The 23,886-nt window shown below is 58.3% G+C and carries 28 protein-coding genes and 1 tRNA gene; 18 read left to right on the forward strand and 11 right to left on the reverse strand.

Going from position 1 to position 23,886, the window contains the following annotated elements; all coding sequences use genetic code 11:
• Window positions 1-20: 20 nt before the first annotated feature.
• The 3 genes from Q0864_RS05690 to Q0864_RS05700 all read right to left on the reverse strand — a co-directional run bounded on the left by Q0864_RS05690 (window position 21) and on the right by Q0864_RS05700 (window position 3,074).
• Complete coding sequence (locus Q0864_RS05690; protein WP_298566817.1) at window positions 21-857, reverse strand: alpha/beta hydrolase; 837 nt, start codon at window positions 855-857, stop codon at window positions 21-23.
• A gap of 3 nt (window positions 858-860) precedes the next feature.
• Window positions 861-2,483, reverse strand: a complete 1,623-nt coding sequence (locus Q0864_RS05695) for an alpha/beta fold hydrolase (RefSeq protein ID WP_298566818.1) — start codon at window positions 2,481-2,483, stop codon at window positions 861-863.
• Window positions 2,484-2,618: 135 nt separating this feature from the next.
• Entirely contained in the window at window positions 2,619-3,074 is a 456-nt protein-coding gene (locus Q0864_RS05700; protein WP_298566820.1) for a MarR family winged helix-turn-helix transcriptional regulator, read from the reverse strand.
• Window positions 3,075-3,195: 121 nt separating this feature from the next.
• Here Q0864_RS05700 and Q0864_RS05705 point away from each other — a divergent pair, with 121 nt between their 5' ends.
• Both Q0864_RS05705 and Q0864_RS05710 read left to right on the forward strand, forming a co-directional pair.
• Window positions 3,196-3,801 carry a YceI family protein gene (locus Q0864_RS05705; RefSeq protein ID WP_298566821.1) on the forward strand — a complete coding sequence of 202 codons (606 nt, stop codon included), beginning with the start codon at window positions 3,196-3,198 and terminating at the stop codon, window positions 3,799-3,801.
• A gap of 1 nt (window position 3,802) precedes the next feature.
• Entirely contained in the window at window positions 3,803-4,375 is a 573-nt protein-coding gene (locus Q0864_RS05710) for a cytochrome b (protein ID WP_298566822.1), read from the forward strand.
• 6 nt (window positions 4,376-4,381) lie between these two features.
• Here the strand turns inward: Q0864_RS05710 and Q0864_RS05715 are convergent, their stop codons facing one another.
• Window positions 4,382-5,437 (reverse strand): nitronate monooxygenase, encoded by a 1,056-nt coding sequence (locus Q0864_RS05715; RefSeq protein ID WP_298566823.1) that lies wholly within the window; start codon window positions 5,435-5,437, stop codon window positions 4,382-4,384.
• 183 nt (window positions 5,438-5,620) lie between these two features.
• Between Q0864_RS05715 and Q0864_RS05720 the strand changes: the two genes are divergently transcribed.
• The 3 genes from Q0864_RS05720 (at window position 5,621) to Q0864_RS05730 (ending at window position 7,591) form a co-directional block, all read left to right on the forward strand.
• Window positions 5,621-6,256, forward strand: coding sequence for a sigma-70 family RNA polymerase sigma factor (locus tag Q0864_RS05720; protein ID WP_298566824.1), 636 nt, complete (start codon window positions 5,621-5,623; stop codon window positions 6,254-6,256).
• Complete coding sequence (locus tag Q0864_RS05725; protein ID WP_298566825.1) at window positions 6,253-6,888, forward strand: ChrR family anti-sigma-E factor; 636 nt, start codon at window positions 6,253-6,255, stop codon at window positions 6,886-6,888. The genes Q0864_RS05720 and Q0864_RS05725 overlap by 4 nt, the downstream gene beginning before the upstream one ends.
• Before the next feature lie 187 nt (window positions 6,889-7,075).
• Window positions 7,076-7,591, forward strand: coding sequence for a fasciclin domain-containing protein (locus Q0864_RS05730; RefSeq protein ID WP_298566827.1), 516 nt, complete (start codon window positions 7,076-7,078; stop codon window positions 7,589-7,591).
• A 115-nt stretch (window positions 7,592-7,706) separates the two neighbouring features.
• On the opposite strand, the gene Q0864_RS05735 is transcribed toward Q0864_RS05730, so the two are convergent.
• Window positions 7,707-8,432 (reverse strand): SDR family NAD(P)-dependent oxidoreductase, encoded by a 726-nt coding sequence (locus tag Q0864_RS05735; protein WP_298566828.1) that lies wholly within the window; start codon window positions 8,430-8,432, stop codon window positions 7,707-7,709.
• Complete coding sequence (locus Q0864_RS05740; RefSeq protein ID WP_298567554.1) at window positions 8,429-9,202, reverse strand: DUF1365 domain-containing protein; 774 nt, start codon at window positions 9,200-9,202, stop codon at window positions 8,429-8,431. The genes Q0864_RS05735 and Q0864_RS05740 overlap by 4 nt, the downstream gene beginning before the upstream one ends.
• A 173-nt stretch (window positions 9,203-9,375) precedes the next feature.
• On the opposite strand from Q0864_RS05740, the gene Q0864_RS05745 reads away from it, so the two are divergent.
• The 7 genes from Q0864_RS05745 to Q0864_RS05775 all read left to right on the forward strand — a co-directional run bounded on the left by Q0864_RS05745 (window position 9,376) and on the right by Q0864_RS05775 (window position 15,480).
• On the forward strand, window positions 9,376-10,707 hold the full coding sequence (locus tag Q0864_RS05745) for an FAD-dependent oxidoreductase (RefSeq protein WP_298566829.1): 1,332 nt from the start codon (window positions 9,376-9,378) through the stop codon (window positions 10,705-10,707).
• The gene (locus tag Q0864_RS05750; RefSeq protein WP_298566830.1) at window positions 10,658-11,821 is read left to right on the forward strand and encodes a cyclopropane-fatty-acyl-phospholipid synthase family protein; all 1,164 of its coding nucleotides are present in this window, start codon (window positions 10,658-10,660) and stop codon (window positions 11,819-11,821) included. Before Q0864_RS05745 ends, Q0864_RS05750 begins: the two co-directional genes overlap by 50 nt.
• Window positions 11,808-12,317: a hypothetical protein gene (locus tag Q0864_RS05755; RefSeq protein ID WP_298566831.1), complete on the forward strand. Its 510-nt coding sequence runs from the start codon at window positions 11,808-11,810 to the stop codon at window positions 12,315-12,317. The genes Q0864_RS05750 and Q0864_RS05755 overlap by 14 nt, the downstream gene beginning before the upstream one ends.
• On the forward strand, window positions 12,317-13,543 hold the full coding sequence (locus Q0864_RS05760) for an MFS transporter (RefSeq protein ID WP_298566832.1): 1,227 nt from the start codon (window positions 12,317-12,319) through the stop codon (window positions 13,541-13,543). Before Q0864_RS05755 ends, Q0864_RS05760 begins: the two co-directional genes overlap by 1 nt.
• Window positions 13,540-14,100, forward strand: a complete 561-nt coding sequence (locus Q0864_RS05765; RefSeq protein ID WP_298566833.1) for a DUF3833 domain-containing protein — start codon at window positions 13,540-13,542, stop codon at window positions 14,098-14,100. The genes Q0864_RS05760 and Q0864_RS05765 overlap by 4 nt, the downstream gene beginning before the upstream one ends.
• 51 nt (window positions 14,101-14,151) lie before the next feature.
• On the forward strand, window positions 14,152-14,865 hold the full coding sequence (locus tag Q0864_RS05770; protein WP_298566835.1) for a hypothetical protein: 714 nt from the start codon (window positions 14,152-14,154) through the stop codon (window positions 14,863-14,865).
• Between the two features lie 90 nt (window positions 14,866-14,955).
• Window positions 14,956-15,480, forward strand: coding sequence for a DUF3833 domain-containing protein (locus Q0864_RS05775; RefSeq protein WP_298566836.1), 525 nt, complete (start codon window positions 14,956-14,958; stop codon window positions 15,478-15,480).
• Between the two features lie 118 nt (window positions 15,481-15,598).
• On the opposite strand, the gene Q0864_RS05780 is transcribed toward Q0864_RS05775, so the two are convergent.
• From Q0864_RS05780 to Q0864_RS05795, 4 genes are all read right to left on the reverse strand, one after another.
• Window positions 15,599-15,674: transfer RNA gene (locus tag Q0864_RS05780), tRNA-Thr, on the reverse strand.
• 169 nt (window positions 15,675-15,843) lie between these two features.
• Window positions 15,844-17,346, reverse strand: a complete 1,503-nt coding sequence (locus Q0864_RS05785; protein WP_298566837.1) for a heme biosynthesis HemY N-terminal domain-containing protein — start codon at window positions 17,344-17,346, stop codon at window positions 15,844-15,846.
• Between the two features lie 10 nt (window positions 17,347-17,356).
• The gene (locus Q0864_RS05790; protein WP_298566838.1) at window positions 17,357-18,619 is read right to left on the reverse strand and encodes a hypothetical protein; all 1,263 of its coding nucleotides are present in this window, start codon (window positions 18,617-18,619) and stop codon (window positions 17,357-17,359) included.
• Between the two features lie 84 nt (window positions 18,620-18,703).
• Window positions 18,704-19,396 (reverse strand): uroporphyrinogen-III synthase, encoded by a 693-nt coding sequence (locus Q0864_RS05795; RefSeq protein WP_298566839.1) that lies wholly within the window; start codon window positions 19,394-19,396, stop codon window positions 18,704-18,706.
• A 92-nt stretch (window positions 19,397-19,488) separates the two neighbouring features.
• Here Q0864_RS05795 and tsaD point away from each other — a divergent pair, with 92 nt between their 5' ends.
• The 5 genes from tsaD to Q0864_RS05820 are packed head-to-tail and all read left to right on the forward strand — an operon-like array spanning window position 19,489 to window position 22,670.
• Window positions 19,489-20,586 (forward strand): tRNA (adenosine(37)-N6)-threonylcarbamoyltransferase complex transferase subunit TsaD, encoded by a 1,098-nt coding sequence (tsaD, locus tag Q0864_RS05800; RefSeq protein ID WP_298566840.1) that lies wholly within the window; start codon window positions 19,489-19,491, stop codon window positions 20,584-20,586.
• Window positions 20,583-21,530 (forward strand): NAD(P)H-dependent glycerol-3-phosphate dehydrogenase, encoded by a 948-nt coding sequence (locus Q0864_RS05805; protein ID WP_298566841.1) that lies wholly within the window; start codon window positions 20,583-20,585, stop codon window positions 21,528-21,530. The genes tsaD and Q0864_RS05805 overlap by 4 nt, the downstream gene beginning before the upstream one ends.
• A gap of 1 nt (window position 21,531) precedes the next feature.
• Complete coding sequence (locus tag Q0864_RS05810; RefSeq protein WP_298566842.1) at window positions 21,532-21,804, forward strand: YciI family protein; 273 nt, start codon at window positions 21,532-21,534, stop codon at window positions 21,802-21,804.
• Window positions 21,804-22,235 (forward strand): EVE domain-containing protein, encoded by a 432-nt coding sequence (locus Q0864_RS05815; RefSeq protein WP_298566843.1) that lies wholly within the window; start codon window positions 21,804-21,806, stop codon window positions 22,233-22,235. Before Q0864_RS05810 ends, Q0864_RS05815 begins: the two co-directional genes overlap by 1 nt.
• 48 nt (window positions 22,236-22,283) lie before the next feature.
• A complete protein-coding gene (locus Q0864_RS05820; protein ID WP_298566845.1) occupies window positions 22,284-22,670 on the forward strand; it encodes a DUF1761 domain-containing protein in 387 nt (128 codons plus the stop codon).
• Window positions 22,671-22,918: 248 nt separating this feature from the next.
• Here the strand turns inward: Q0864_RS05820 and Q0864_RS05825 are convergent, their stop codons facing one another.
• Complete coding sequence (locus Q0864_RS05825; RefSeq protein ID WP_298566846.1) at window positions 22,919-23,260, reverse strand: DUF2853 family protein; 342 nt, start codon at window positions 23,258-23,260, stop codon at window positions 22,919-22,921.
• Window positions 23,261-23,426: 166 nt separating this feature from the next.
• On the opposite strand from Q0864_RS05825, the gene lysM reads away from it, so the two are divergent.
• Window positions 23,427-23,846 carry a peptidoglycan-binding protein LysM gene (gene lysM, locus Q0864_RS05830; RefSeq protein ID WP_298566847.1) on the forward strand — a complete coding sequence of 140 codons (420 nt, stop codon included), beginning with the start codon at window positions 23,427-23,429 and terminating at the stop codon, window positions 23,844-23,846.
• Window positions 23,847-23,886 lie beyond the last annotated feature (40 nt).

Below are 23,886 nucleotides of genomic sequence, written 5' to 3' on the forward strand. Positions count from 1 at the left end.
ACCTCGGTTTTCCGGAGCCTTCAGGTCTGAACGGTCAGAAATGCCGATATCATAGCGCCCACTTCTTCGCGCTGGGTGAACATCAAAAGATGCCCCGCCGGAAAGACCTCTAGCCGCGCGTCCGGGATCATGTTCGCCAGAAGGATCTGGTTGGTGACGGGGATCAACCCATCATATTTTCCCGCGATGACCAACACCGGCTGCGAAAGCTGACGCAACCATGTCAGGCTGGTCCAGCTGCACATCGCGCGCACCTGTGAAAAGTAGCCTTCCGGGCTGGGCGCGATGGCGTGCTTGGAGTATTCGCGGAACGCGGCGGGTGCAAAGATGGCCTCGCCGCCATACATCAGCGGCCCGATGAAGTTGCCGTAGCTCTTGCTCATATAGCGCATGGGGAACATGATTTCAGACAAGGCAATCGGTGTGCCCCACCAGCTGCCGATCCCACCGGCCGACGTGATCGCAAGCACAAGTTTGCGCACCCGGTCCGGCGCGTCATAGGCCATCTGCTGCGCCAGTGATCCGCCCCACGAGATGCCCAGAATATCGAAACGGTCTATCTTGAGCTGGTCCATGATCTTCATCGCGAAAGCGGCATAATCCGGGATTGTTGAAATACCCTCGATCATAGGAGTGCGCCCAATGCCCGGCATATCGAACGCAATGATTGTGCGGTCGGCAATCTCGTCGATCAGCGGCAACAGCACCTCAAGCGACTGGCCAAGCCCATTGCAGACCAGCAAAGGCAGCGCGTCACTTGTGCCTTCGCGTCGCAAATACCGCACGCGGTCATCGCCGACCTTGAGGGATTGGAAGGTGATATCGGGATGCGTGTTCTTGGCGTTCAAATCTTTCATGAGTTACACGCCCTCCAGCACATAAGTGCCAGGTGCGGGGTCCATCGGTGCATAGGTCTTGTTGCCGAGTGTCTTAGGCTTCGGTCCGCGTTCGGCAGCGTTGTTGGTGTCGAGCCAGTCCAGCCAATGCGGCCACCAACTGCCATCGGTCAGCGTGGCTGTCTCGTGCCAGTTGTCCGCATCCCCGCCTGTCTTGCCGCCCGTCCAGAACTTGCGGCGACTTTTGGCGGGGTGGTTGATCACCGTGCCGGACACGTGCCCGCCGGTGGTCAGCACGAACTCGGTCGGGCCGGACACCAGCTTGGTCGCTGTAAAGGACGTTTTCCACGGCACGATATGGTCGCCATCTGCGGCAAGGAAATAGCACGGCAGGTCGATGTTATGCGTATCAACCGGGACGCCGCACAAGGTAAGCGCGCCGGGCTCTTTCAGCTTGTTCGCCATATACATTTCCTCAACGAAATAGCTGTACCATTTCGCCGGCAGGTTCGAGGTATCAGCGTTCCAATACAGCACGTCGAACGGCGCAGGCGATTTGCCCATCAGGTAGTTCGAGACCACGAAGTTCCAGATCGACTCGTTCACATGCAGCATCGCCATCGCATTGGCGATATCGCGGCCCGGCGCAACTTTTTCCGCTTTCAGGCGTTGGTTATAGGCTTCGACCTGCGGTTGGTCGATGAACACCTTGATCTGACCCGGATCAGAAAAGTCGATCAGCGACGACAGGAAAGTCGCGGTGCCCAGCTTGGATTTCAGCGCCTTGGGCATCACCGCAAGGGCCGCCGTCAGCATCGTGCCGCCATTGCACCAGCCCAGAATGTCGATCGCGTTGGATTTGCTGACCGCGGATGTAACCTTCACTGCCTCGAATATCCCGTCTGCGATGTAATCATCCCAGCTGTGATCACCCATCTCCGGCCCCGGATTTCGCCATGCGATGGTGTAAACGCTCTGCCCTTGTTCCAGCAGATAGCGGATCATCGACTTCTTTTCGTTCAGGTCGAAGATGTAGAACTTGTTGACGCAGGGCGGCACGATCAGGATCGGCGCCTTGCGGGTCTTGGCTGTCATCGGCTCGTACTGGATCAGCTCGATCAATTCGTTTCGGAAGATCACCGAACCGGGGGTCGTGGCAAGGTTCTTGCCCACCTCGAACGCCTCTTCGTCGGTGGTCGAGATATAGCCCTTCTCAAGGTCCGCCAGAAGGTTCTGATAGCCATCAAGCAGGCTCTGCCCACCGGTTTCGCGCGCCAACTTCTGCGCTTCGGGATTGGTCAGCAGGAAATTCGTCGGCGCCATATTGTCAGCGGCGATGCGAGCATAGAAGCTCAGCTTTTCCTGCTCCTGCTCGGGCAGCCCGGCCTTGTCGGCCATGTCGACCATCGCCTTGGTGGTCAGTTCATAGGAGTGGCGCAGGATCGGAAAAATTCCTTCGTTCCATGCCTCATCCCCAAAACGACGATCACGGGTCGGCTCTACGCCATCCGTGGCGTGAAGCGCCGTGCCCAACCACAGCTTCGCCATATCGCTTTGATACCTGAGCATTGTGTTCGCCCAGTCCTCAAAGGCCGCTGTATCGCTTTTCTGCATGGCCTCAAAAAGTTTGAAAAAATCCTTGGACATGTGCCGCGCCTTTTCCGTTCTGCTGGTGTTTGCATCGTGTTTTGCACCAAAATGCTTCACGAGTTTTGCAAGCAGTGCCAAGTAAACAGTTTTTTGGCCGCTTTCCAACCAACGCCTTGGGCGCGTGTTCGGTCGTCAGTGGTCGTTTCTTTCGAACTCCGGCGCAAGAGCGCTTAGCCCTTGGATAAGCCCATCGGTCAAATCCGCCGGAACTTTGCTTTCGATCTCGGACTTCATCAGGCCGCCATACACGTCCCACATCTTCAGCCGCAACGCCTTGCCCTGCTCTGTGATGGTCAGGACCCGACCGCGCCGATCTTGTGGGGCAGGTGATTGGCGCACCAAACCTTCTTCGGCCATGCGTTTAAGGGTGCGAGACAGGTTGGGCTGATCAAACAGGCTTTTGCGTTCCAATTCGAACTGACGCAACCCGTCCGGGGACCGCTCGAGCCCCCACAGGATATCATACCAACCCGCCGGCGGCAGACCTGCGCGCTTCAGCTCGGTCTCGAACTTTTGGGTCACGCGCTTGTGGGCCACGTTCAGCAAGATCCAGATATCGGTGGTCGTGGCGTTCGGCTTCTTGTCCATCTCACATTTCCGTTACGTCAATTTTCCGGTCTTCCCCGAGATTTCAATATTAGATACATGTGTATGTATCTAATATGCCCACCCGACAATATGGGCGCAACATGTCAAAGGAGACTTTACAATGAAACACTTCCTTTTCGGAACCGCCGCAACGCTTGGCCTGATGGCAACAGTTACCACGACTGCGCTGGCGGAAACCTACAAGTTCGATCCGGGTCACACCGAAATCCGTTTCTATTATAATCATGCCGGTCTGTCCGAACAGTCTGGTCAATGGAAGGTCATCAGCGGCGAAGTCAACTTCGACCCGTCAGACATCGCGGCAACATCCGTGACCGTGACCGTTGACCCGGCAAGCATCGACACCGGCGTATCGGCTCTGGACGATCACCTGAAAAGCGGTGACTTTTTTGATGTGGAAAACTTCCCCGAGATCACCTTCGCTTCGACCGAAGTCACCCAAACTTCGGATACCACAATCACTCTGGTCGGCGACCTGTCCATCAAGGACAACACCAAGCCGTTTACGATGACCGTGACGCTGAACCATAACGGCCCGCACCCGCTGGGCGAGTTTGCCGACTATTACAAAGGCGAATGGATTGGTGTCGAGGCCACAGGCGATTTGCTGCGGTCTGACTACGGTGTGGGCATGTTCGCACCCGTCACCTCGGACGAGGTGCGGCTTGAGATCTCGGCCGAGATGCGCGCAGGCGGCTGGGAATAACATGCGTCTGACAAACACGTCACAAAGTTGGGGGGCGCTTGCGCGCCTCCTGCATTGGGCGGTTGCCGCAGTCATCTTGTTCCTGTTGGGGCTTGGTGTCTGGATGACCTATTTCGTGGATGACACGTTGGAACAGTTCCGGCTGGTCCAGACACATAAAAGCTGGGGCTTCATACTGTTCGTCTTGGCGCTGGTGCGGATAGCGTGGCGCGTTGCCAACCGTCGCAGCCCAGCGTTGCCCAAACAGATGCCCGCAGTTGAACGCATGGCCGCGAAACTTGGCCACCTTGGGCTCTATGTCTTGATGATCGCCATGCCGGTCTCCGGTTGGCTGATGGCAAGCGCATCACCTTTGCAAGATCGGTTTGGCGTCAAGAACAAGGTCTTTGACTGGTTCGAGATGTATGACCCCTTCGTCCCGGGCAGCGAAGCGCTGACCGATACCTTCGCGCAAATCCATTTCCTGTCTGCCATCGCGCTTGGGCTATTGCTGGTTGGTCATGTCGGCGCTGCGCTGTGGCATCACTTTCACCACCGCGATGATGTGCTTAAACGCATGACGTTCGGTAAGTGACGGGTGTCATAGCTCGGCTTGCAAAACCGCCATCAGCGCCGATGTTGACATCCGCCGCGACAGTGGTGCGCCCTGCCCGGCCCAATGCGCGCCATAGCCGGTTTCTCCGCCGGCCACAGCCGCAGCATTCAGCGCTTTGCCAGCATCATATGTCACCGGATAACTTGGCACGTGTTCGCGCATGACGGTTTCGCCCAGCGCTGTGAACTTGTTTGACAGGCAGCGCGCAGGCCGCCCCGAAATGATGCGTGTCATCACGGTCTCATGCGCCGCGTCACTGGCAAGCGCATCTTGATAGGCTTGATTGGCGCTGCTTTCGTCGCAAGCGATAAAAGCGGTGCCCATCTGCACAGCAACCGCCCCAAGGTCCAACGCCGCCCGAATACCCGCCCCATCCATCACACCCCCGGCCGCGATAACGGGACAGAACAACGACTGAACCAGAAGGCGTGTCAGGGCAAAGGTGCCCATCTGGCTGTCTGGCGCGTTCTCATCAAAGGTGCCGCGATGTCCGCCGGCCTCCCACCCTTGTGCGACAACGGCATCAATGCCCAGCGCCTCGATCTGGCGGGCCTCATCAAGGTTGGTTGCTGTCGCCAGGGTCACGATCCCACGATCCGCAAACGCAGCGATCTGGTCTTTTCGCGGTAACCCAAAATGGAAACTGACCACCTTCGGCGCTTCGTCAAGAAGCATGTCGAACATGGCCTCAGAGCCGCGAAACGAGTCATAGATTTCCCGAAGCCCCGAAGGAGGTGCCGCGCCAAAGCGCGCGAAATGGGGGCTGAGCTTGGCAAGCCATTGCGCCTCTTTACCCTCATCACGCAGGGCAGGCGCGTGGCAAAAGACGTTTGCGTTCAAGGCGCGGTTCGTCAAGCTCGCCGCGTCTTGCAAAGCCTGACGCGCGTCTTCAATCGTCGAAGCCCCCAGCCCCAAGGACCCCAACCCGCCAGCGTTCGACACGGCCGCCGCCATTTGTGGCGTGGACACGCCAGCCATCGGCGCTTGTATGATCGGCACATCCATCCCCAGACGGGACAGGAATGCAGATTGAGTGGTCATTGAGGTGCCTCTGCTTTCTGCGCCCTAAGTTGGGTTAAGGCGCGTGCGGTCACTTTGCCAACATCCCAGCCGAAAGGCCAGCCAAGGCATCGGCCCTGCGGCGCGGCGTTGGTGACGTCGGTGGTGTGCAGAAAATATTCTCGCAAAACTGATCCATCTTACAAATGCGTTCGTAATGGAGTTATGTTGACACTGACCCTTGATCCCCCACCCACCCGGCGCCCAGCGCCCAAGGTGCGCCGTTTTGAAGGAAAACCAGTGTCGCAGAAAGACCCTGAGATTTCGCAGGAAACCAGATGGATGCTTGCGGTGCGCGATACCCGTGACCGCGATGCGTTCGGAGCCCTGTTTGATCACTTTGCGCCCCGGCTTAAGGGGTTCATCATGCGCACCGGAAGCTCGGCTCACAATGCGGAAGAGATTGTGCAGGATGTGATGCTGACGGTGTGGCGCAAGGCTCACATGTTCGACCCGCACCGGGCGCAAGTCTCGGCATGGGTTTATCAAATCGCGCGCAATCGACAGATCGACATTGCGCGTAAATACAACCGGCCCATTCCTGACGAATTGGCCGAAGATCCGGGCTCTGAACCTGATGCCAGCCAGATATTGGCGGTGGAACAAGAGACCGGGAAACTAAAACAAGCCCTCTCGACGCTCAAACCTGAGCAGCGCGAGATCATCGAAAAGGCCTATCTTGGCGAGCTGACCCATCAAGAGATCAGCGACCAGACTGGTCTTCCACTTGGCACAATAAAGTCCCGCATCCGCCTCGGGTTGGATCGGTTAAGGCACGAGTTGAAGGCAATGCGACAATGAACGCGATCACCCACCATACACCCGACGCGATGCTGGCCGCTTATGCTGCTGGCACACTTCCCCATGCCTTTGCTGTCGTCGTGGCGACCCATGTGTCGCTTTGCGTCCATTGCCGGGCGGCGCTCGAGGCTCATCAGGCGATTGGCGGGGCGGTGCTGGATGCAACAGACAGCGTGACGGTTTCAGACCACCTGAAATCTGACATTCTTGCCCAACTGGACGCCCCTGCCCCGCGCGAAGTGACCTATACGCGCAGCGGGATTTACCCTGGGCCCGTCATGCAGGCGCTTGAGGGCAAGGAACCGAACTGGAAGACCCTTGGCATGGGTGTGCGGCAGTCGATCCTGTCGTCTAACCAAGAAGGGTCTGTGCGGCTGCTTTACATCCCGCCGGGACAAGCCGTGCCCGACCACGGACATAATGGGCTTGAGCTGACCTTGGTTCTTCAGGGCAGTTTCAGCGACGAAACCGGCCGGTTTGGAGTTGGAGATCTGGAGATTGCCGACGAGGACCTGGAGCACACGCCAACAGCGAACCAAGGTGACCCCTGCATTTGTCTTGCAGCCACCGATGCGCCATTGCGGTTTCATGCCCTGTTGCCCCGCCTGCTGCAACCGTTCTTCAAAATCTAAGCAGCCATCCCCGTCGACACTCAAAGAACCAGCAACATTCTTGCTGGTTCTTTTTTGTTTTCAGTATCTTGCACACCTTTGCCTCACATTCCCGTGAGTCGGTGAGCCGGATTATGCTGCCCTGCGTAACCCTTATACGAACACAAATTCACAAGGGCCTTGTGCCTGCCAACTCGGAGATCAAACCATGAAAACCACGCTCAAATCTGCCGCCATTGCACTGGCCCTGACAGTTTCGGCCACCGCCGCAAAAGCCGACAACATCGTTGAGATTGCCGCCGCCGACGACCGCTTCTCGACCTTGGTGGCTGCCGTTACCGCAGCGGGTCTTGCGGATACGCTTTCCGGCCCCGGTCCCTTCACAGTCTATGCCCCGGTCAATGACGCTTTTGCAGCCCTGCCAGACGGCACGGTCGAAACACTTTTGAAGCCCGAAAACAAGGGGAAGCTGACCGATGTGCTTCTGTATCACGTTGACGATCGCAAACTGACCGCGGGCATGATCCCGCAGGGCTCCAACTACTTCAAACCCGCCCTGACCAGTGCACGCCTTTGCATCTCGGCGGGCGCAGATGGTGTGAAGATCGCGGACGGAACCGGCGAGATGGCAAATGTCGTGATTGCAGACATCATGGCAGATAACGGTGTGATCCACGTGATTGACAAGGTTCTTCTGCCCGGCAAGCGCCCCGCCTGTCACTAATGAAGGGGCTTTGCGCCCACCACGCTTCCAAAAGAGTTATGCCGACCCCTGTTGGGTCGGCATTTTTTGTTTGGCATTCAGGATGAAAAAGCTTCGTGGCTGGACGCATCCAACCTTAACGGCCGCGATAGACCAGCAGGTCTGGCAAGAAAGTCAGGCTGCGAATAAACCACGAAAACGGCGCGGGGAAATCGTTTCTGAACCGGCTGTGACGCATCGCTTTCAGCACGTGTTTCGCGGCAACCTCGGGGGTCATAAGCTGCGGCATCTTGAATTCGTTTTTCTGCGTCAGCCGGGTCTTGATGAAGCCCGGATTGACCAACCGCACCAGAACGCCCGTATCCCTCAGGTCGTGGCGCATGGTTTCTGCCAGGCTGACCATCGCCGCCTTGCTGGCACCATATCCGATGGACGCTGGCAACCCGCTATAGCCCGCCAAGGACCCAACAAGCGTGATGTCACCTTGGCCCTTGCGGACAAGGTTTGGCACCACTTCGCCCAATACGCGCATGGCGCCCATGAAGTTGACTTCGCACATGGTCAGGGCGGATTGGCTCTCCCACTCGGTCGCGCGCATCGGGTCATAAGCGCCAGCGTTGTAGATGATGCCATCGACATCCCCTGCCGCGTGAACGGCCTGTTGCACCGCGGCCGGGTCTGTCACGTCAAAGGCGACGACACGCGCGTCTCCGACCTCGTCGCGCAAACTTTGCAAGCGGTCTTCGCTACGCGCCGAGATGACAAGATTTGCGCCCTCTGCGCTCAGGTCTTTGGCCAGGGCACGGCCCAACCCCTCGCTGGCACCGATCAACCAATAGGTTTTTCCTGCGAAGTCAGTCATTTCTGATCTCCACGATAGGTCTGACTATCAGACACCAAAGGGGTGGGTGGCGCAGGCTTTCGCAGAAACGGCGCGCGCTTCAGATAAAGAATAAGCGCCTGCCAATAGATCAACGCGACCACCCTTGCCGCGCCAAGTGGGCGCCGCACCGCCGCCCAGCCAAGCGATCGGTTGGTCGCCGGTTTGCGCGCGCCTTCCAACGTCGCCAACACGCCCTGGTCTCCATTTTCATACAGGATACGGATATCGAACGCGGCATCCGTCATGCCAAAGTTAAAGCGATACTGACCTTCGACCTTCTGAAACGGCGAGACATGCATCAGCTTTTCAGCAATGATCGAGTAGCGCTTTTCGATAGGCCGCAGATCGTCATGGGCACAGAAATAACAGTGGCGATGGCCGAAGGTGTTGTTCACCTCGGCGATGAAGGCACGCGGCGTGCCGTCCTTGGTCGCGATCCAAAAGCTGACTGGGTTAAAGTGAAACCAAAGGAAGCTCGGCTGCGTCAACAACACGAGCGAATAGTCGTCAGGTGCAAGCCCGCGCTGGGACAACTCATCCCTGAACCAGTCAAGACCACGCCCTTTACCACGTGGTCCTCCGTGATGTTTGTCCCACAAGGACCAAAGGTTGAAGCGATTGCGGGACAGAAGGGCGGGTGGCGTATCCGTCGCGGGATCGCACAGCACGAAATCAACGCCATAGGTGAAAGCGTTTTTCAGGCTGCCACGCCGGGCGTGCAAGGTTTTGGCTTGGATATGGTCCATCATGATAGAGTGTATACGCATCGTGGCGGGCTTTGGATCATGCAAAGTCTGGTCGTTGGGCAATTTTCCGACCGACCATCAAACTCAGCCAAGCCTGTTTCTTGATTGGATTTTTTTTGATCCAGAGAGGGCGCCGCATCGTAATGCCTCTATAGAACTTGAAATAAGAGGCTTGGATGCTCGACCAACAGCGAGGCCCCCGCAAGAAAATTGCCATTGTCGGAGGCGGTATCTCTGGCCTTTCCGCGGCCTATTATCTTTCCCCCAACCATGACGTGACCCTGTATGAAGCCGCCCCGCGCCTTGGTGGTCACGCACGCACCGTCATTGCCGGCAAGAACGGTGACCAGCCTGTGGATACGGGTTTCATAGTGTTCAACTATGTCACTTACCCCTATCTGACGCGCCTGTTTCGGGACCTGGACGTGCCAGTCACCAAAAGCGTGATGAGCTTTGGCGCAAGCATCGACAACGGGCGCATTGAATACGGGCTGAGCAGCCTGAAATGCATCACCGCACAGCGGCGAAACCTACTGCGGCCACAGTTCTACAAGATGGTTGCCGACATCCTGCGGTTCGGCAAACACGCCGAAGCGACCGCCAAGAATGATGACACGACGATCGGCGAGCTGGTCGACGAGCTGCGCTTGGGGGCATGGTTTCGCAACAACTACCTGATGCCGATGTGTGGCGCGATCTGGTCCACACCTGTGGCCGAGGTCGACCAGTTCCCGGCGAAATCCCTTGTGCAGTTTTTCCGCAATCACGCCCTGCTTGCAGGCGCGGGCGAGCATCAATGGTGGACCGTCAAAGGTGGCAGCATCGAATACGTCAAACGGCTTGAGGCTGCCCTGCAGGGCCGTGCAGTGGACATCCGCAAAAATGCTCCGGTCACCGGTGTGCAGCGCATGCCCTATGGCGTGACCGTTCAGACAGCAACCGCCTGTGACAAGGGCTATGATGACATCATTCTGGCATGCCATTCAGATCAGGCACTTGCCATGCTGGGCGACGACGCGACAGACCTTGAAGCCTCGGCGCTTGGCAGCATTCGTTACCAGCCGAACAAGGCCGTGCTCCATTGCGATCCGGGACAGATGCCCAAGCGCAAAGCCTGTTGGTCAAGCTGGGCGTATCGGTCGCAAGATGGCGCGATTGGGGTGACCTATTGGATGAACAAGCTTCAGAACATCCCCGAAGATGACCCGCTTTTCGTGACGCTGAACCCATCCTCGGAAATCCCAGCCGACAAGATCTACGACGAGGTCGAATTTGCCCACCCCGTGTTCGACAAACCCGCTTTGCAGGCGCAGGCACGCATTCGCGCGATGCAGGGCATGAACCGCACATGGTTTGCCGGGGCCTACAATCGCCACGGCTTTCATGAGGACGGCATCGCAAGCGCCATGCGCATCGTCCGGCTGATCAACAAAGACCATCCTTTGAAAGGAACAGAAATTGCGTTTGACCAACAAAGCCCTGAAGTCGGAATTTCTGTCCACCTGTGAACGGCTGCGCGAGGGTCAACTGACCCTGCGCACGCCCGAAGGTGACAGCTATCATTTCGGCACGTCCGGCCCCGAGGCCGAGATGGTGATCCGTGATTGGGCGGCAGTATCTGCCATGGCCGCGCATGGGCAGGTCGGTCTGGGCGAAACCTACGTGCAAGGCATGTGGGACACGCCGTCGATTGAAACGCTGATGTCGGTCGCCATGCGCAACCGTGATCACCTTGGCAGCTACGATCAGGCGAGCGTACTGAACCGGGCGAAATTCCGGCTGGTCGACACCATGCTGCGGGCCAATTCCCGCCGTGGGTCGCGCAAGAATATCCGGTCGCATTATGACGTTGGCAACGAATTTTATCATTTGTGGCTGGATGAGGGCATGACCTATTCATCTGGCATATTCGCCGATGGCAGCGATGACCTGACCGACGCCCAAACCCGCAAGAACGCGCGCGCGCTGTCCCGGCTTGGGGCGGGCGAACGTGTGCTGGAAATCGGCTGCGGCTGGGGTGGGTTCGCTGAACACGCGACCCATGTTGGCCGTGATGTGACGGGCGTGACAATCTCGCGCAACCAACACTCCTACGCGGAATGCCGTCTGGACGGGCGCGCCGATATTCAGCTTCGCGACTATCGCGACATCAACGGAAAATACGACAACATCGTCTCGATCGAGATGATTGAGGCTGTGGGCGCGCGCTATTGGCCCAGCTATTTCTCGGTTCTGAAGGACAATCTTGCAGACGGCGGCCGGGTTCTTTTGCAGGCGATCACCGTCAAAGACAGCTTTTTTGAAACCTACAAAACCTCGTCCGACTACATCCGTCAGTATGTTTTTCCCGGCGGGATGCTTCTGTCTGACAGCGTGATTGACGACCAGGCGCGCAAGGCAGGGTTGCAGGTCCAGGACAATTTTGCCTTCGGTCAGGACTATGCCAAAACCTGCCGCATCTGGGCCGAACGCTTCACGGCCCAAAAACGCAAGATCGCCGAGATGGGCTATGGCGAAGCGTTCCAGCGCAATTGGCAATACTATCTTGAGATTTGCGCGGCATCCTTTGCCGTCGGCCACACAAACGTTGTTCAGGTGGAGCTGGCTCATGCGCGTGCTTAGAACTCTGCTGACCTTGGTCTTGCTGGCCACAGCGCCGGCGCCTGCACTGGCGCAAAGCAACGTGGCCGCCGCAGCACTTCCGGGGGCCGAGGTGCGCGGCACCGCCACACTGCGCTTTCTGGGATTGCCGCTGTATCAGGCGCGGTTGTTCACGGTTGGCGGCGCTGCATTGGATTGGAACCAAGATTTCGGAATCGAGCTGACCTATCTGCGCAATCTGACACAATACGATCTGGTCGAGGCAACGCTGCGCGAATTCAAACGCACCGGCAGCGCACTTCCGCTAGAGGCGCAATTGAACACTTGCTTCGATGCGGTCAACAAAGGCGACCGCTATCTGGCCGTGTCAAACGGCGCGGATAAGGTCGGGTTCTGGCGCAACGGCATACGCACCTGCACCCTGACACACCCCCAGATAAAAACCCGATTCATGGGCATTTTTGTGGGTGAAAACACGCGATCAAGATCCTTCACGCGAAAACTGACGGGGTCGTGATGCTTTATCCACGGGTCAGCTTGTATGCCTTAATGCTGGCTGCGGCGGGAATCCCTCTCTACATCCACCTTCCGCGCTTTGCGTCGGTCAATCTTGGGATCAGCTTGGGCATGATCGGCACCATCCTTGTGGTGATCCGGCTGATCGATCTTGTTCAGGACCCAATGTTTGGGTGGGCTATCGACCGCTGGCCACGGGCGCAAGCGACTTTTGCCGTTTCAGCAGCGGTCGGGCTTGCCATCGGGTTTCCGCTTCTTTTCGCGCTGGAGCCCGGACAGGCCGCGACACCTAAACTGGTGGCGGTGCTTGTGCTTCTGTTTTCCGCCTACAGCCTCGGGATGATCCTGCTTTATGGGCGCAGCGCGACCCTGGCCAAGCAGCCCGACGCGGACGAATTGATGACCCTTGCCGCCTTTCGCGAGGTCGGCATGCTGGCCGGTGTTGTCATCGCCGCCATTGCGCCCGGCGTATTCTTCGCGATGGGTGCATCCGGTCGGGGCTACCCGGCGTTTGGGCTTTTTCTGGGCGTGCTTTCGATCGGGGTTGCGATTGCGACACGGCCCATCTGGCGGCGTCCCCCCGTTCTTGGTGACACGCTCTCGCTGTCGGGACTAACCAACTCTGGCGCGACACGACTTTTGATCCTTGCCTTGGTCAACAGCCTGCCCGTGGCGATCACCTCGACCTTGTTTCTGTTTTTCGTCGAAGACCGCCTTCTTCTGCCCGGCAAAGCCGGTCCGCTGCTGATCCTTTTCTTTCTGTGTGCTGGTTTGAGCGTGCCGCTTTGGACACGGCTCAGCCATCGTGTCGGGCCAAAACAGACCCTGCTGATCGCAATGCCGTTGTCGATCCTTGGCTTCGTCGGGGCAGGTTTTCTGGCGCCGGGAAACTTGGCAGGTTTCGCGGCAATCTGCGTGGCATCTGGCGCAGCCCTAGGGGCGGATATGGTGGTTCTGCCCGTGATGTTTTCAGTCGTCCTGACCAAAGCAGGGCTTAGCGCCTCGACAGCATTTGGCATCTGGTCATTTGCCGGCAAACTGGGTCTTGCCCTTGCAGCCTTTGCGACCCTTCCCATGCTTGAACAAAGCGGCTTCACCCCCGGAGATGTAAACAGCGCCGAGGCTTTGACCACGCTCAACATCGCCTATGCCATAGTGCCTTGCATTCTGAAAATATGCGCCCTTGCCCTTGTGCTGGCGCTTCCGACAGAGGAACGAACAAGATGAAAACTCTCTCAGTCTTCCTGCTGCTTATTCTCGCAGCCATCGCCGCCAAAAACATGTTCCTCAGCTTTCGGGGCCAAACACCCGAGGACTATGCCGCAAGCACACCAACCTTTTCGCTCAAGCAGCATCTGTCAGGGCGGCTTCTGTCCGAGGGCCTGATCTATGGGCCGAACGGCAAGATGACCAACAGCTTTGTCGCCGAGATGGTGGGCGAGTGGGACGGAGACACTGGCACACTTAGTGAAAGCTTCACCTATTCCAACGGAAAGCAGCAAAACCGCAAATGGTTCCTGAAACTTGGCCCCGACAACACGTTCACCGCGACCGCCGACGATATCGTTGGCGAAGCGAAGGGCACGATTTCTGGTTCGACGGTGATGATGCGCTACAAGATCGTGCTGCCAGAAGAGGCTGGCGGTCACACGCTGACCGCGACCGACTGGCTTTACCTCACGGAAAACGGTGTGATCATGAACAAATCAGAAATGCGCAAATTCGGCCTAAAGGTCGCTGAGTTGATCGCAACCATGCGACCCGATCCGGCAGAGCAACCTTGAACCAAGGCATCGGCCTTCACCCCGATCCGCAGTTAAAGAAAGGCAATCGCGATGACACGTGACACCCCGACACTTGCTATTCTTACATTCATTCTGACCATCGCATTTGCCTTGTCCCCCGCCCTGACACCGGGGTTCGCGGGCTATAGCCCGGACCAGTTTCCCGTGGTGCAGGATTTCTGGCCAATCCAGCCTGCAGGCTGGGCGTTCAGTATTTGGGGTGTGATCTACATCTGGCTGATCGCCGGCGCGGGATGGGGCTTGTGGAAGGCCCCGTTCGATCCAGACTGGCGCGCGATGCGGATGCCGCTTGCGGTCAGCCTTGGCATTGGCGTTTTCTGGGTGGCGGTTGCCAACGCCGCGCCGGTCCTTGCGACGGTGATGATCTTCGTGATGGCGGTCACGGCAATCATCGCGATGTTGCGCGCCGGGTCAGCCAACCGCGTCTGGCAGATGCGCCCCGTTGCGCTTTATGCCGGATGGCTAACGGCTGCGACTGGCGTCGGCACCGGCGTTGTGTTGGGGGGCTATGGGCTTCTGTCTCCACAAACGGCTGCCCTGACGATGCTGGTGGCTGTGTTGGCGGTGGCGCTTTGGGTGCAATCGCTTCGGCAGGATGAATGGGGCTATCCACTTGCGATCATCTGGGCGCTGGCAGGTGTCATTGCCGCGAACGCAAGCAAAGGAAACTGGCTGATTATCGCACTTGCCACGGTTGGAATTGTTGCATTGGGGGCCCGCGTTCTTCAAGCCCAGCGCCGCTGAACGGAATGGCTTGCAACCGTCATTTTGATCCACCCGCTGCTTTCGACCGTATCCATTCTAGCCCCGACACAGACGAAAGCGAGATCCGCCATGAAAAAGCTCATTGCCGCCCTGTCACTTGTCACGCTAGGCGCTTGCGCTGGTGCACCCAGCCTTGACGACGAAACGCTGTCCACACGCGAGTTGAACCTTGAAGAGTTCTTTGAAGGCACAACCGTTGCCCATGGCCAGTTCCAGGACCTGTTCGGAACCGTCGCGCGCCGCTTTGACGTGCAGATCAATGGAACTTGGGACGGACAGACCCTGACGCTTGTCGAAGATTTCACCTATGACGATGGCGCGACCGAACAGCGGGTTTGGACCCTTCGCAAAACCGGCGAAGACACGTGGACGGGGTCCGCCCCCGGCGTGCTGGGCGAGGCGAAAGGCGTCGAAAAAGGTGACACCTTCAATTGGGCCTACCGGATCGATCTGCCGATCAAAGACGGCACGATGCGGGTCGATTTCGACGATTGGATGTGGCTCATGACGGACGACCGCGTTCTGAACCGAGCTTACGTCTCGCGTTATGGCGTCAGGATCGGTGAAGCGATCATCGTTTTCGAAAAGACGTAGGCTCGATTGCGCTGCACCTGCGGCTCTGCCTGCATCTGAAGAAACCGTTCAGCCAGTTGAGCGTTTCTTAGTTGAGACACCCGACCAATCTGATCGCGTTCGATTTGACTTGAAGAAGTGGTGCCGCTGAGAGGACTCGAACCTCCGACCCCATCATTACGAATGACGTGCTCTACCAGCTGAGCTACAGCGGCCCACATGTTGCCGCATCGCTTGGCGAGCTGGCAGCGTGCGGGTTTTTAGACGCGTGCAACCGCCAGCGCAAGTGGAATTCTTGCGCATAGCTGCCGTGGTTCGCGTGGTGTCGCGGCACGGGTCAACCTGTGCCCCGAGATGCCCGGGCAGGCGCAGAACGCCGCAGAGCTATCCGTTTGTCGCGCCCTTGGGCGTGGCTGAATCCGGCTCGATGATTTCAGCCTCGACCACATCTACGCCGTCCTGATCATCGGCCGCATCTTCGTCCGGTTCAAAGATATCAGGAACGTCGGTGGTTTCCCCAACGATCAGAGGCAGCATCTCTGCGCCACCTTGCATCGCCCCTTCGGTTTCGGGGGCTGGCTTCCAGGCCAATGTGTCAAACCCATCGCAGCCATCGCAGACCGGGGACCACGCAGCATGCACATGGTTGCAGTTCTCGCACACCCATTGCGGACCACGTGGGGCCGTGACAGCACGCGCCAGAAGCGCGCGAACCTTTTGATCCTCTGCGCCTTCGCCTCGTTCGATCGCAGCCAAAAGCGTCAGCGCGCGTTGACTGGGGATCGTGTCAGGCAGGTCGCCCAGCGCAGCGCGTGCCGTGGTGAAATCCTTGGCGGAAATATTCAGCTCGGTGACCAGCATTCGGGTTTCGGGGTCACCCTCGCGATGTTTGGTCAACGCGCGGAACCGGTTCAGCCGTTCAACCGGCGTTTCATCCGGTGCGATTTCAGCGAATGCGGCGGCGATATCGGGATGCGGTTGTGCCGTCCATGCCTTGACCAGAACGCGCGAGGCATATCGTGGCTTTCCCTTTTCAAGATAGGACCGCGCGGCCATCACGGCGGCGGGCACCAGATCGGGCGACAACTTGTTCGCTTCAATGGCTGCCTCGCGGGCTTCGACATCATTGCCTTCGTTCAGCACGCCTTTTGCCTCGGACAGGGCCAGAACAGCATCGCGCCGCTTGTGCACGTCTCGCGGCAGAGCGCCGTATTTCAGCTTTGCGCCCAACGTCTTGCGCGCCCCCGCCCAATCATTGTGACGGGCCTGCAAACCCAGCAGCACATCCTGAGTCTCAGTGTGGCGCGGTTTCAGAGCAAACGCTTTTTGCGCAAGCTTCATCGCCGTTTCGGTATCACCCTCTGCAAGCTTTTGTTTCATGATCCCGCGCACACCAACGAACTGGGTGCGTTCATCTTTCAAAAGTCGCTTGTAGACCTCTGCCGCTTTGCGCTTGTCACCCGCCATTTCAGCGGCCTGCGCTGTTAGCAGGTTCGTCAGTTCGGGGCGGCGCAGATATTTTTCGGCCCGCGCAGCCTTGGACACCGCAGCATTCCCTTCGCCAGAAGCCAGCGCCATCAGCCCTTCGGCCAACGCCTCGTAGCCTTTGCGTTCGCGCGAGCGGTCGAAATAGCGTGAGATCGCGGTTTCATCACCATTCACGAACCGAACGAAGGCAACCAGCAATCCCAACACCACGATGGCAAGCCAAATGGCCAGCACCAACAAGACCCCGGCAATCACGGCTTGAAGCGGCTCCAGATTGAACTCGGTCGCGCCAATGGCGACCCGAATACCACCGTCGGTTTCCATCAGAACCCCGGCGCCCAGCGTCAAAAGCGCGATTGCGGCAACGAAAAGAATAATCTTGAAAAGAGACCAAAGCATCGGCGCGTCCTTAATTGCTGTTCACGTGCTGGGCGAGCGCTTCGCCAGCCGCAAGTGCGTCCTTGCGGGCTGTCGCCTGCGCGATCCATGGCGCCAATTCAGGTTTTCCTGCATCGGGCATGGCCTCCAATTCGGTCAGGGCAACGTCAAGACGCCCCTCTTTCAACGCGGCCTCAGCCCGCGAGAGGATCGCGTCGGGATCATCGCCCTCTTTCGGCTCTAACGAACGCGCGCCCAATTGGGTGCGCAAAAAGGCCGCAACACGATCCATCGACCCATCCTCCACGGCCGCACGGACCGATGCGTCAAGCGCCGCACGCGCCGCTTCGGGGAAGGTCGCCTGCAGCGCTGATTGCGTGGGAACACCCTCATCCGCGTGGGCCAGCAAGGCAGGTGGCGCTTCGACGCTGGCATTTTGCGTCACGTCGAACAAAGCATCCCCATACGGGCGCCCGGTGGCCAGGGCTGCCATCACACGCGCCATCGCGGCACGGGCTGCGGCGGCTTTTGCCGCTTCTGCCGCGCTAACCTCAAGCGTTTGAGCGTTTTCCTGTGCGTCAGAAATGCGGGCCAGTTCGTCATCCAGCATCTGGCGCATTTGCTGCAATTCACGCTCATATGCAGCCGCCGCCGCAGCCGCCGCTTCCATACCCGACCCTTGGGGGAGTTTTTCGACCGTGTGAATGCGGTTCTCAAGCTCGACCAGCTTGGTGGACAGGCTATCGAACTGGGTGCGCATCTGAGCCAGCTCACCGCTCAATTCACCACGCATCTGATCCAAAGCGTCATCTGCTTGCAGGGCCGCCAAAGTCTCTGACTGTGCCGCGGTTGTGCCTTCCAGCGCGCTGACACTGTCGCCAAGTGACGACAGCGCGGCTTGGACAGGATCGACATCGGGTTGCGCGGCAAAGGGCCATTGGTCCGGATAGCGCGCCGCGGCAAATCCCAACGCGGCGGCCACGGCACCGCCCAACAGCATCGGAAACACCACCGGGCGCGGCTTGGCGGACTGCACAGGGGGGGTGGTGACAGGCGCGGTGGGGCTTGGCTCTGGGTCAGGCTGGACATCCTCGGCAACCTCTTCACTCGGTTCGGCTGCTGGATCGTCACCCGCTGCTGGCGCCTGCTTGGCATGACCTTTGTCAGTGTCTTTTTGATCGTCGGTGGGCGCAGAGCCTTTTTCAGGCTCATCGACTTGCTGCGCGTCATCTGTGACAACGGCCTCTTCGACCTTGTCGGTTTTGTCCTTGGCTGTCTTGCGGGATTTGGCCAATTTCGGAACCCTTTCGAATCTCACCTAAAAATAACGCACTTGCACAGGTAGCTTAGCTTGCGACCTTGCTACGCTCAAGCAAGGTCAGGCTGTCAAGGCTGCGACAATCCTGCTCACCATTGCGGCCCCGGTCGGGGCTGGGGCGATCTCTGACCCTGCGCCTGTTTCAGATCGCCACGCATTCGCAGCCGCAGCGCTTATGGATATGACATGAAGCCCCGCACCTGCATGTGAAATGCTTTCCCCAACCAATCGTGCAGAACGGGGTGAATATAGGGGAAGGATGGCAGGCTTATCCCCTTCAAGCAACCGTCGCGCGTCATCCGTCAAAGGAATCGCTCTCTGGCGATACACCTGAAACCCTGTGCAAGGAACAGACAGATCGGCCAATTCCCCGGCGATGTCGCTGGCCACATGCGCGCCACGGAGATAGGCCACAGGAGCGTCTGGCACGGCGGTTTTCATCAACGGCAAAAGCGTCGCCGCGTCTGGTGCGCAAAGACGGAGATCGCCACCCGCCTCGATCACGGCTTGCGCGGTGCGTTCCCCCACGCAATAGACTGGTTTGCCCAACAGCGGACCCCGCACAGCGTGGGCCGATGTCACGACAAGCGTCGCGAACGGGGACAGATCCGGCCATGACCCGAGCGGCTCGATCGCCATCACGGGCGACATCACGCACGACAATGGTCCACCATATAGCGCCTTGATCTGTGAAACGACGCAACGCGCGCTTTCATCTGGACGTGTCAGGACAAGTGTCTTTTGGGTGGACATGGAAAGCCTGCCGGGATTGTCTCGTGTTCCGTGTGGTGTTACCCCGACCAGACCCCTTGCCGCAACCGACCCTGCACAGGCAGACCCAGACCATGACCGAAACCTTGACCATCCTTGGCTTGGAAAGCTCTTGCGACGATACGGCTGCGGCGGTGGTGCGTCAGGTCGATGCGCAAGTGCCCCAGATCCTGTCATCTGTCGTCGCGTCCCAAACCGATCTGCACGCGGATTTCGGCGGCGTTGTGCCTGAGATTGCGGCTCGGGCGCACACCGAAAAGCTGGATCTTTGCGTAGAACAGGCTCTAACGAAGGCAAATCTGAACCTTTCGGACATGGATGCCATCGCCGTAACCGCTGGCCCCGGCCTGATCGGAGGCGTTCTGGCTGGCGTCATGTGCGCCAAAGGTCTGGCGGCCGGGTCGGGCCTGCCCCTGATCGGAGTGAACCATCTCGCGGGTCACGCGCTGACCCCGCGCCTGACCGACCAGATCGCGTTTCCCTATCTGATGCTGCTCATTTCGGGCGGGCATTGCCAGTTTCTGATCGCCAAAGGCGCACAGGACTTCACCCGGCTTGGCGGCACAATTGACGACGCACCCGGCGAAGCCTTCGACAAGACGGCCAAGCTTTTGGCTCTTCCGCAACCCGGTGGCCCCTCGGTTGAGGCCGCGGCCCAGTCGGGCGACCCTTCCCGCTTTCGGTTGCCGCGCCCACTTTTGGACAGACCCGGTTGCGACATGAGCTTTTCCGGTTTGAAAACCGCACTTCTGCGAGAGCGGGACCGTCTGGTCGCTGAACACGGGGGCCTGCGCCGCGCAGATCGTGCCGACCTTTGCGCGGGCTTCCAAGCCGCGGTCCGCGACGTTCTGGCCGAAAAATCTCGTCGCGCGTTGACCGAATACTTGGCGCTTGATCCGGCCAACGCGACCTTCGCCGTGGCAGGTGGCGTTGCAGCAAACCTGGCCATTCGGGCTGAATTAGAGACTGTTTGCGCAGAATTTGAGACCCGCTTTCTCGCCCCCCCATTGGCGCTTTGCACAGACAACGCCGCAATGATCGCCTGGGCCGGAATGGAACGCTTTCGTGCTGGCGACTGCGATGGCATGACCCTGCAAGCCAGACCACGATGGCCACTGGACCAACAGGCACCTGCCATGCTTGGATCGGGAAAGAAGGGGGCAAAGGCATGAGCATCTCGGTCATGGGCGCAGGCGCATTCGGCACAGCACTGGGCATTTCCTTGGCGCGCGACGGCCGCCCGATCACGCTTTGGGCGCGCGATCCATCCGATATGCAAGCGACCCGCCAGAACGAGCGCCGCTTGCCTGGGTTCGCCTTCCCGCAAAGCCTCTCTTTGACCGGGGATTTCTTGGCAGCCGCCGCAGCCGATGTGATCTTGCTGGCGGTTCCCATGCAACGCCTGTCCGAGTTTCTCGTCGCTCATCAGCATGCGTTGGAGGGCAAGACGCTCGTTGCCTGCTGTAAAGGAGTTGATCTTGAGACCGGACTTGGCCCGGCCGAGATCATCCGTCGCACCTGCCCAAGCGCGACCCCTGCCATCCTGTCCGGCCCCAGCTTTGCCGTCGATATCGCGGCCGGGTTGCCCACCGCGCTGACCTTGGCCGTTGCGAAGGACCAATCCCTGCAATCGACACTATCAACCGAGAACCTGCGGCTTTATCGCAGCGCTGACCTGATCGGAGTCGAGCTTGGCGGTGCGCTAAAGAATGTAGTGGCCATTGCGTGCGGTATCGCGATCGGAGCAGGGTTGGGCGAAAGCGCACGGGCTGCGTTGGTGACGCGCGGCTATGCCGAAATGCAGCGGTTTGCACTGGCCCGCGGCGCACGCGCTGAAACGCTTGCCGGATTGTCCGGCTTCGGAGATCTGGTACTAACCTGCACTTCTGAGAAGTCGCGAAACTTCGCCTTTGGGCTTGCACTCGGGCAAGCACGCGACCTTCCCAAAGGCACCACGGTCGAAGGCAGAGCCACTGCAAAAGCAGTCTCTAATCAAGCCAAAAAGGATGGTCTGGACATGCCGATTGCCGACATGGTCGTGGCTGTTCTGGACAATCACCTGACAATCAAAGAGGCGGCAGAGTTGCTTCTGGCCCGCCCGCTCAAGGAGGAATGACATGCTTTTCGCACTGATCTGCACGGACAAACCCGGCGCCATCGAAACGCGCAAAGCCAATCGCGATGCGCATCTTGCCTATCTCAAGGACACCGGCGTCGTCATGCAAGCTGGTCCCTTTCTGGATGCAGAGGGCATCATGTGCGGATCGCTTTTGATTTTGGACGTTCCCGATCGACAAGCTGCCAAGGCTTGGGCTGACAACGACCCCTATGCCAAGGCCGGGCTGTTTGACGATGTGCGGATCGAAGCTTGGAACAAGGTTGTGGGCTGATGGCATATTGGCTTTTCAAATCCGAAGTCTCGACCTGGAGCTGGGACCAGCAGGTTGCCAAAGGTGACGCGGGCGAAGAATGGGACGGCGTGCGCAACTATCAAGCCCGCAACAATATGCGTGCGATGAAAAAAGGTGATCTTGGGTTCTTCTATCACTCCCAGAAGGAAAAAGAGATCGTGGGCATCGTCGAAGTGATCGCCGAAAGCCACCCGGACAGCACGACCGATGATGATCGCTGGGATTGCGTGGACATCAAAGCCATTCGGCCGCTTGACCAACCGGTGACGCTTGCAATGTGCAAAGAAGACCCAAGACTTGCGGAAATGGCGCTGGTCAAGAACACGCGCCTGTCGGTTCAACCTGTCACGCAAGACGAATGGGACATCGTTCTATCCCTGTCCGAGGCGCCGACCGGCGACAAATCATAGGGTCCGTGCCATACTATTTGCTGAACGCGCAAATAGGAGGATAGGTTCATGCTTCAGGTCTTGGTGGCAGCCATTGGCGGCTATGCTTTCGGAGCGATTTGGTACATGGTGCTTGCTCAACGCTGGGTCAAAGCAACTGGCATTCAGGTCGACGAAGATGGAAAACCGGTCGACACTTCGCCCCTGCCTTTCATCGTGGCTTTTATCAGCGCGATTGTCGTCGCAGGCATGATGCGGCACATCTTTTTCATGGCCGGGATCGACGGAGTCGGCAAAGGCGCGATTACTGGTTTGGGACTGGGGCTGTTCATCGCTGCGCCGTGGATCGTGAACAACGTAATGTTCAGCGACCGAGACAAAAGCCTGATCTGGATAGATGGCGGCTATGCGGCGGGTGGCTGCACAGCGATCGGCCTTGTTCTGGGGCTGTTCTGATCTGAAAACAAAAAAGGAGGGGCCGACGTCTCAGACCCCTCCTTTCCACCCCACGTGCTCCCCAGCACCACACGTGTCTCTGTAAAAAAGGGTCCGGCCGTCCTAGCCTTCTCAAGCAACCTAGCGGCCAGTGCGTCTGGTTGCAACGATGCTTTGTAAGCAAACTTATTCAAAATCAACGTGTTAACGCTTTTTCAACAAAAAAGGCGCCGCCAAATTGGCCGCGCCCTTTGGAACCGTTTCAAAACTTAGCTGTAAACGGACTCTTTCCCGAAATGCTTGACCAGCATGTAATATACGACAGCGCGATACTTGTTACGTTCGCTGCGGCCATAGGTGTTGATCACGGCGTTGATGGCATCCATCAATTGCGGTCCGTCAGCCAAGCCAAGCTTCTTGACCAGAAAATTATCTTTGACGGTCTCAAGTTCGCTATCTTGACCCGCTGCGACGGTCGACGCATCGGCGTTGTAAATCGCAGGACCGCAGCCGATGGTAACCTTTGTCAAAAGGTTCATATCCGGTGTCATGCCACACTTCGTTTTCAGATCGTCAGCATATTTGGCGATCAGTTCGTCACGTTTACCCATTTCGGTCTCCCATAGTTACTAACGGGCCAAGCCCAATCCATGCCAAAGACTAGGCTCAAAACGGGCTCTATCAAAGGAAAAGTTTACCTTTGTATTCCCCCTATGTTTCCCCGCGGTTTTCGCGCAGGATGGTTGCGACACCAATTTTTTAGTCATGGAGGTAACAATGGGTCTATGGAGTTTTGTGAAAGGCGCGGGAAAATCGCTTTTCGGAGGCGGTGATGAAGGCGCATCCGCTGACACGCTGAACAAGGAAGTGGCCGATCTTGGCATCGACACATCCAGCTTGGACATCAAGGTGGACGGCGAGAAAGTCACCGTAAAAGGCGGCGAAAACCTAAGCGCGGAAGATCGCGAGAAGGTCATTCTGGCGGTCGGCAACGTCGAAGGCGTCGCCGAGGTCGAAGCCGATCTTGAGGGCGAGCCGACATTCCACACTGTCGAAAAAGGTGACACACTTTGGGCGATCGCTGAAAAAACCATGGGCAATGGCGCGCACTACAAAAAAATCTTCGAGGCCAACAAGCCAATGTTGAAAGATCCTGACCTGATTTATCCGGGCCAGAAGCTGCGCATCCCCAGCTGATCTGCACTGTTCGTATTCAAAGCGGTCCGTCTTGGCACGG

Source organism: uncultured Aliiroseovarius sp. (assembly GCF_947497285.1).
Lineage (GTDB): Bacteria > Pseudomonadota > Alphaproteobacteria > Rhodobacterales > Rhodobacteraceae > Aliiroseovarius.

Excerpts from the sequence above, each read along its gene's own strand:
- Q0864_RS05690 (WP_298566817.1), bottom strand. The coding sequence starts at position 857 with ATGAAAGATTTGAACGCCAAGAACACGCATCCCGATATCACCTTCCAA.
- Q0864_RS05695 (WP_298566818.1), bottom strand. The coding sequence starts at position 2,483 with ATGTCCAAGGATTTTTTCAAACTTTTTGAGGCCATGCAGAAAAGCGAT.
- Q0864_RS05700 (WP_298566820.1), bottom strand. The coding sequence starts at position 3,074 with ATGGACAAGAAGCCGAACGCCACGACCACCGATATCTGGATCTTGCTG.
- Q0864_RS05705 (WP_298566821.1), top strand. The coding sequence starts at position 3,196 with ATGAAACACTTCCTTTTCGGAACCGCCGCAACGCTTGGCCTGATGGCA.
- Q0864_RS05710 (WP_298566822.1), top strand. The coding sequence starts at position 3,803 with ATGCGTCTGACAAACACGTCACAAAGTTGGGGGGCGCTTGCGCGCCTC.
- Q0864_RS05715 (WP_298566823.1), bottom strand. The coding sequence starts at position 5,437 with ATGACCACTCAATCTGCATTCCTGTCCCGTCTGGGGATGGATGTGCCG.
- Q0864_RS05720 (WP_298566824.1), top strand. The coding sequence starts at position 5,621 with ATGTTGACACTGACCCTTGATCCCCCACCCACCCGGCGCCCAGCGCCC.
- Q0864_RS05725 (WP_298566825.1), top strand. The coding sequence starts at position 6,253 with ATGAACGCGATCACCCACCATACACCCGACGCGATGCTGGCCGCTTAT.
- Q0864_RS05730 (WP_298566827.1), top strand. The coding sequence starts at position 7,076 with ATGAAAACCACGCTCAAATCTGCCGCCATTGCACTGGCCCTGACAGTT.
- Q0864_RS05735 (WP_298566828.1), bottom strand. The coding sequence starts at position 8,432 with ATGACTGACTTCGCAGGAAAAACCTATTGGTTGATCGGTGCCAGCGAG.
- Q0864_RS05740 (WP_298567554.1), bottom strand. The coding sequence starts at position 9,202 with ATGATGGACCATATCCAAGCCAAAACCTTGCACGCCCGGCGTGGCAGC.
- Q0864_RS05745 (WP_298566829.1), top strand. The coding sequence starts at position 9,376 with ATGCTCGACCAACAGCGAGGCCCCCGCAAGAAAATTGCCATTGTCGGA.
- Q0864_RS05755 (WP_298566831.1), top strand. The coding sequence starts at position 11,808 with ATGCGCGTGCTTAGAACTCTGCTGACCTTGGTCTTGCTGGCCACAGCG.
- Q0864_RS05760 (WP_298566832.1), top strand. The coding sequence starts at position 12,317 with ATGCTTTATCCACGGGTCAGCTTGTATGCCTTAATGCTGGCTGCGGCG.
- Q0864_RS05765 (WP_298566833.1), top strand. The coding sequence starts at position 13,540 with ATGAAAACTCTCTCAGTCTTCCTGCTGCTTATTCTCGCAGCCATCGCC.
- Q0864_RS05770 (WP_298566835.1), top strand. The coding sequence starts at position 14,152 with ATGACACGTGACACCCCGACACTTGCTATTCTTACATTCATTCTGACC.
- Q0864_RS05775 (WP_298566836.1), top strand. The coding sequence starts at position 14,956 with ATGAAAAAGCTCATTGCCGCCCTGTCACTTGTCACGCTAGGCGCTTGC.
- Q0864_RS05785 (WP_298566837.1), bottom strand. The coding sequence starts at position 17,346 with ATGCTTTGGTCTCTTTTCAAGATTATTCTTTTCGTTGCCGCAATCGCG.
- Q0864_RS05795 (WP_298566839.1), bottom strand. The coding sequence starts at position 19,396 with ATGTCCACCCAAAAGACACTTGTCCTGACACGTCCAGATGAAAGCGCG.
- tsaD (WP_298566840.1), top strand. The coding sequence starts at position 19,489 with ATGACCGAAACCTTGACCATCCTTGGCTTGGAAAGCTCTTGCGACGAT.
- Q0864_RS05805 (WP_298566841.1), top strand. The coding sequence starts at position 20,583 with ATGAGCATCTCGGTCATGGGCGCAGGCGCATTCGGCACAGCACTGGGC.
- Q0864_RS05810 (WP_298566842.1), top strand. The coding sequence starts at position 21,532 with ATGCTTTTCGCACTGATCTGCACGGACAAACCCGGCGCCATCGAAACG.
- Q0864_RS05815 (WP_298566843.1), top strand. The coding sequence starts at position 21,804 with ATGGCATATTGGCTTTTCAAATCCGAAGTCTCGACCTGGAGCTGGGAC.
- Q0864_RS05820 (WP_298566845.1), top strand. The coding sequence starts at position 22,284 with ATGCTTCAGGTCTTGGTGGCAGCCATTGGCGGCTATGCTTTCGGAGCG.
- Q0864_RS05825 (WP_298566846.1), bottom strand. The coding sequence starts at position 23,260 with ATGGGTAAACGTGACGAACTGATCGCCAAATATGCTGACGATCTGAAA.
- lysM (WP_298566847.1), top strand. The coding sequence starts at position 23,427 with ATGGGTCTATGGAGTTTTGTGAAAGGCGCGGGAAAATCGCTTTTCGGA.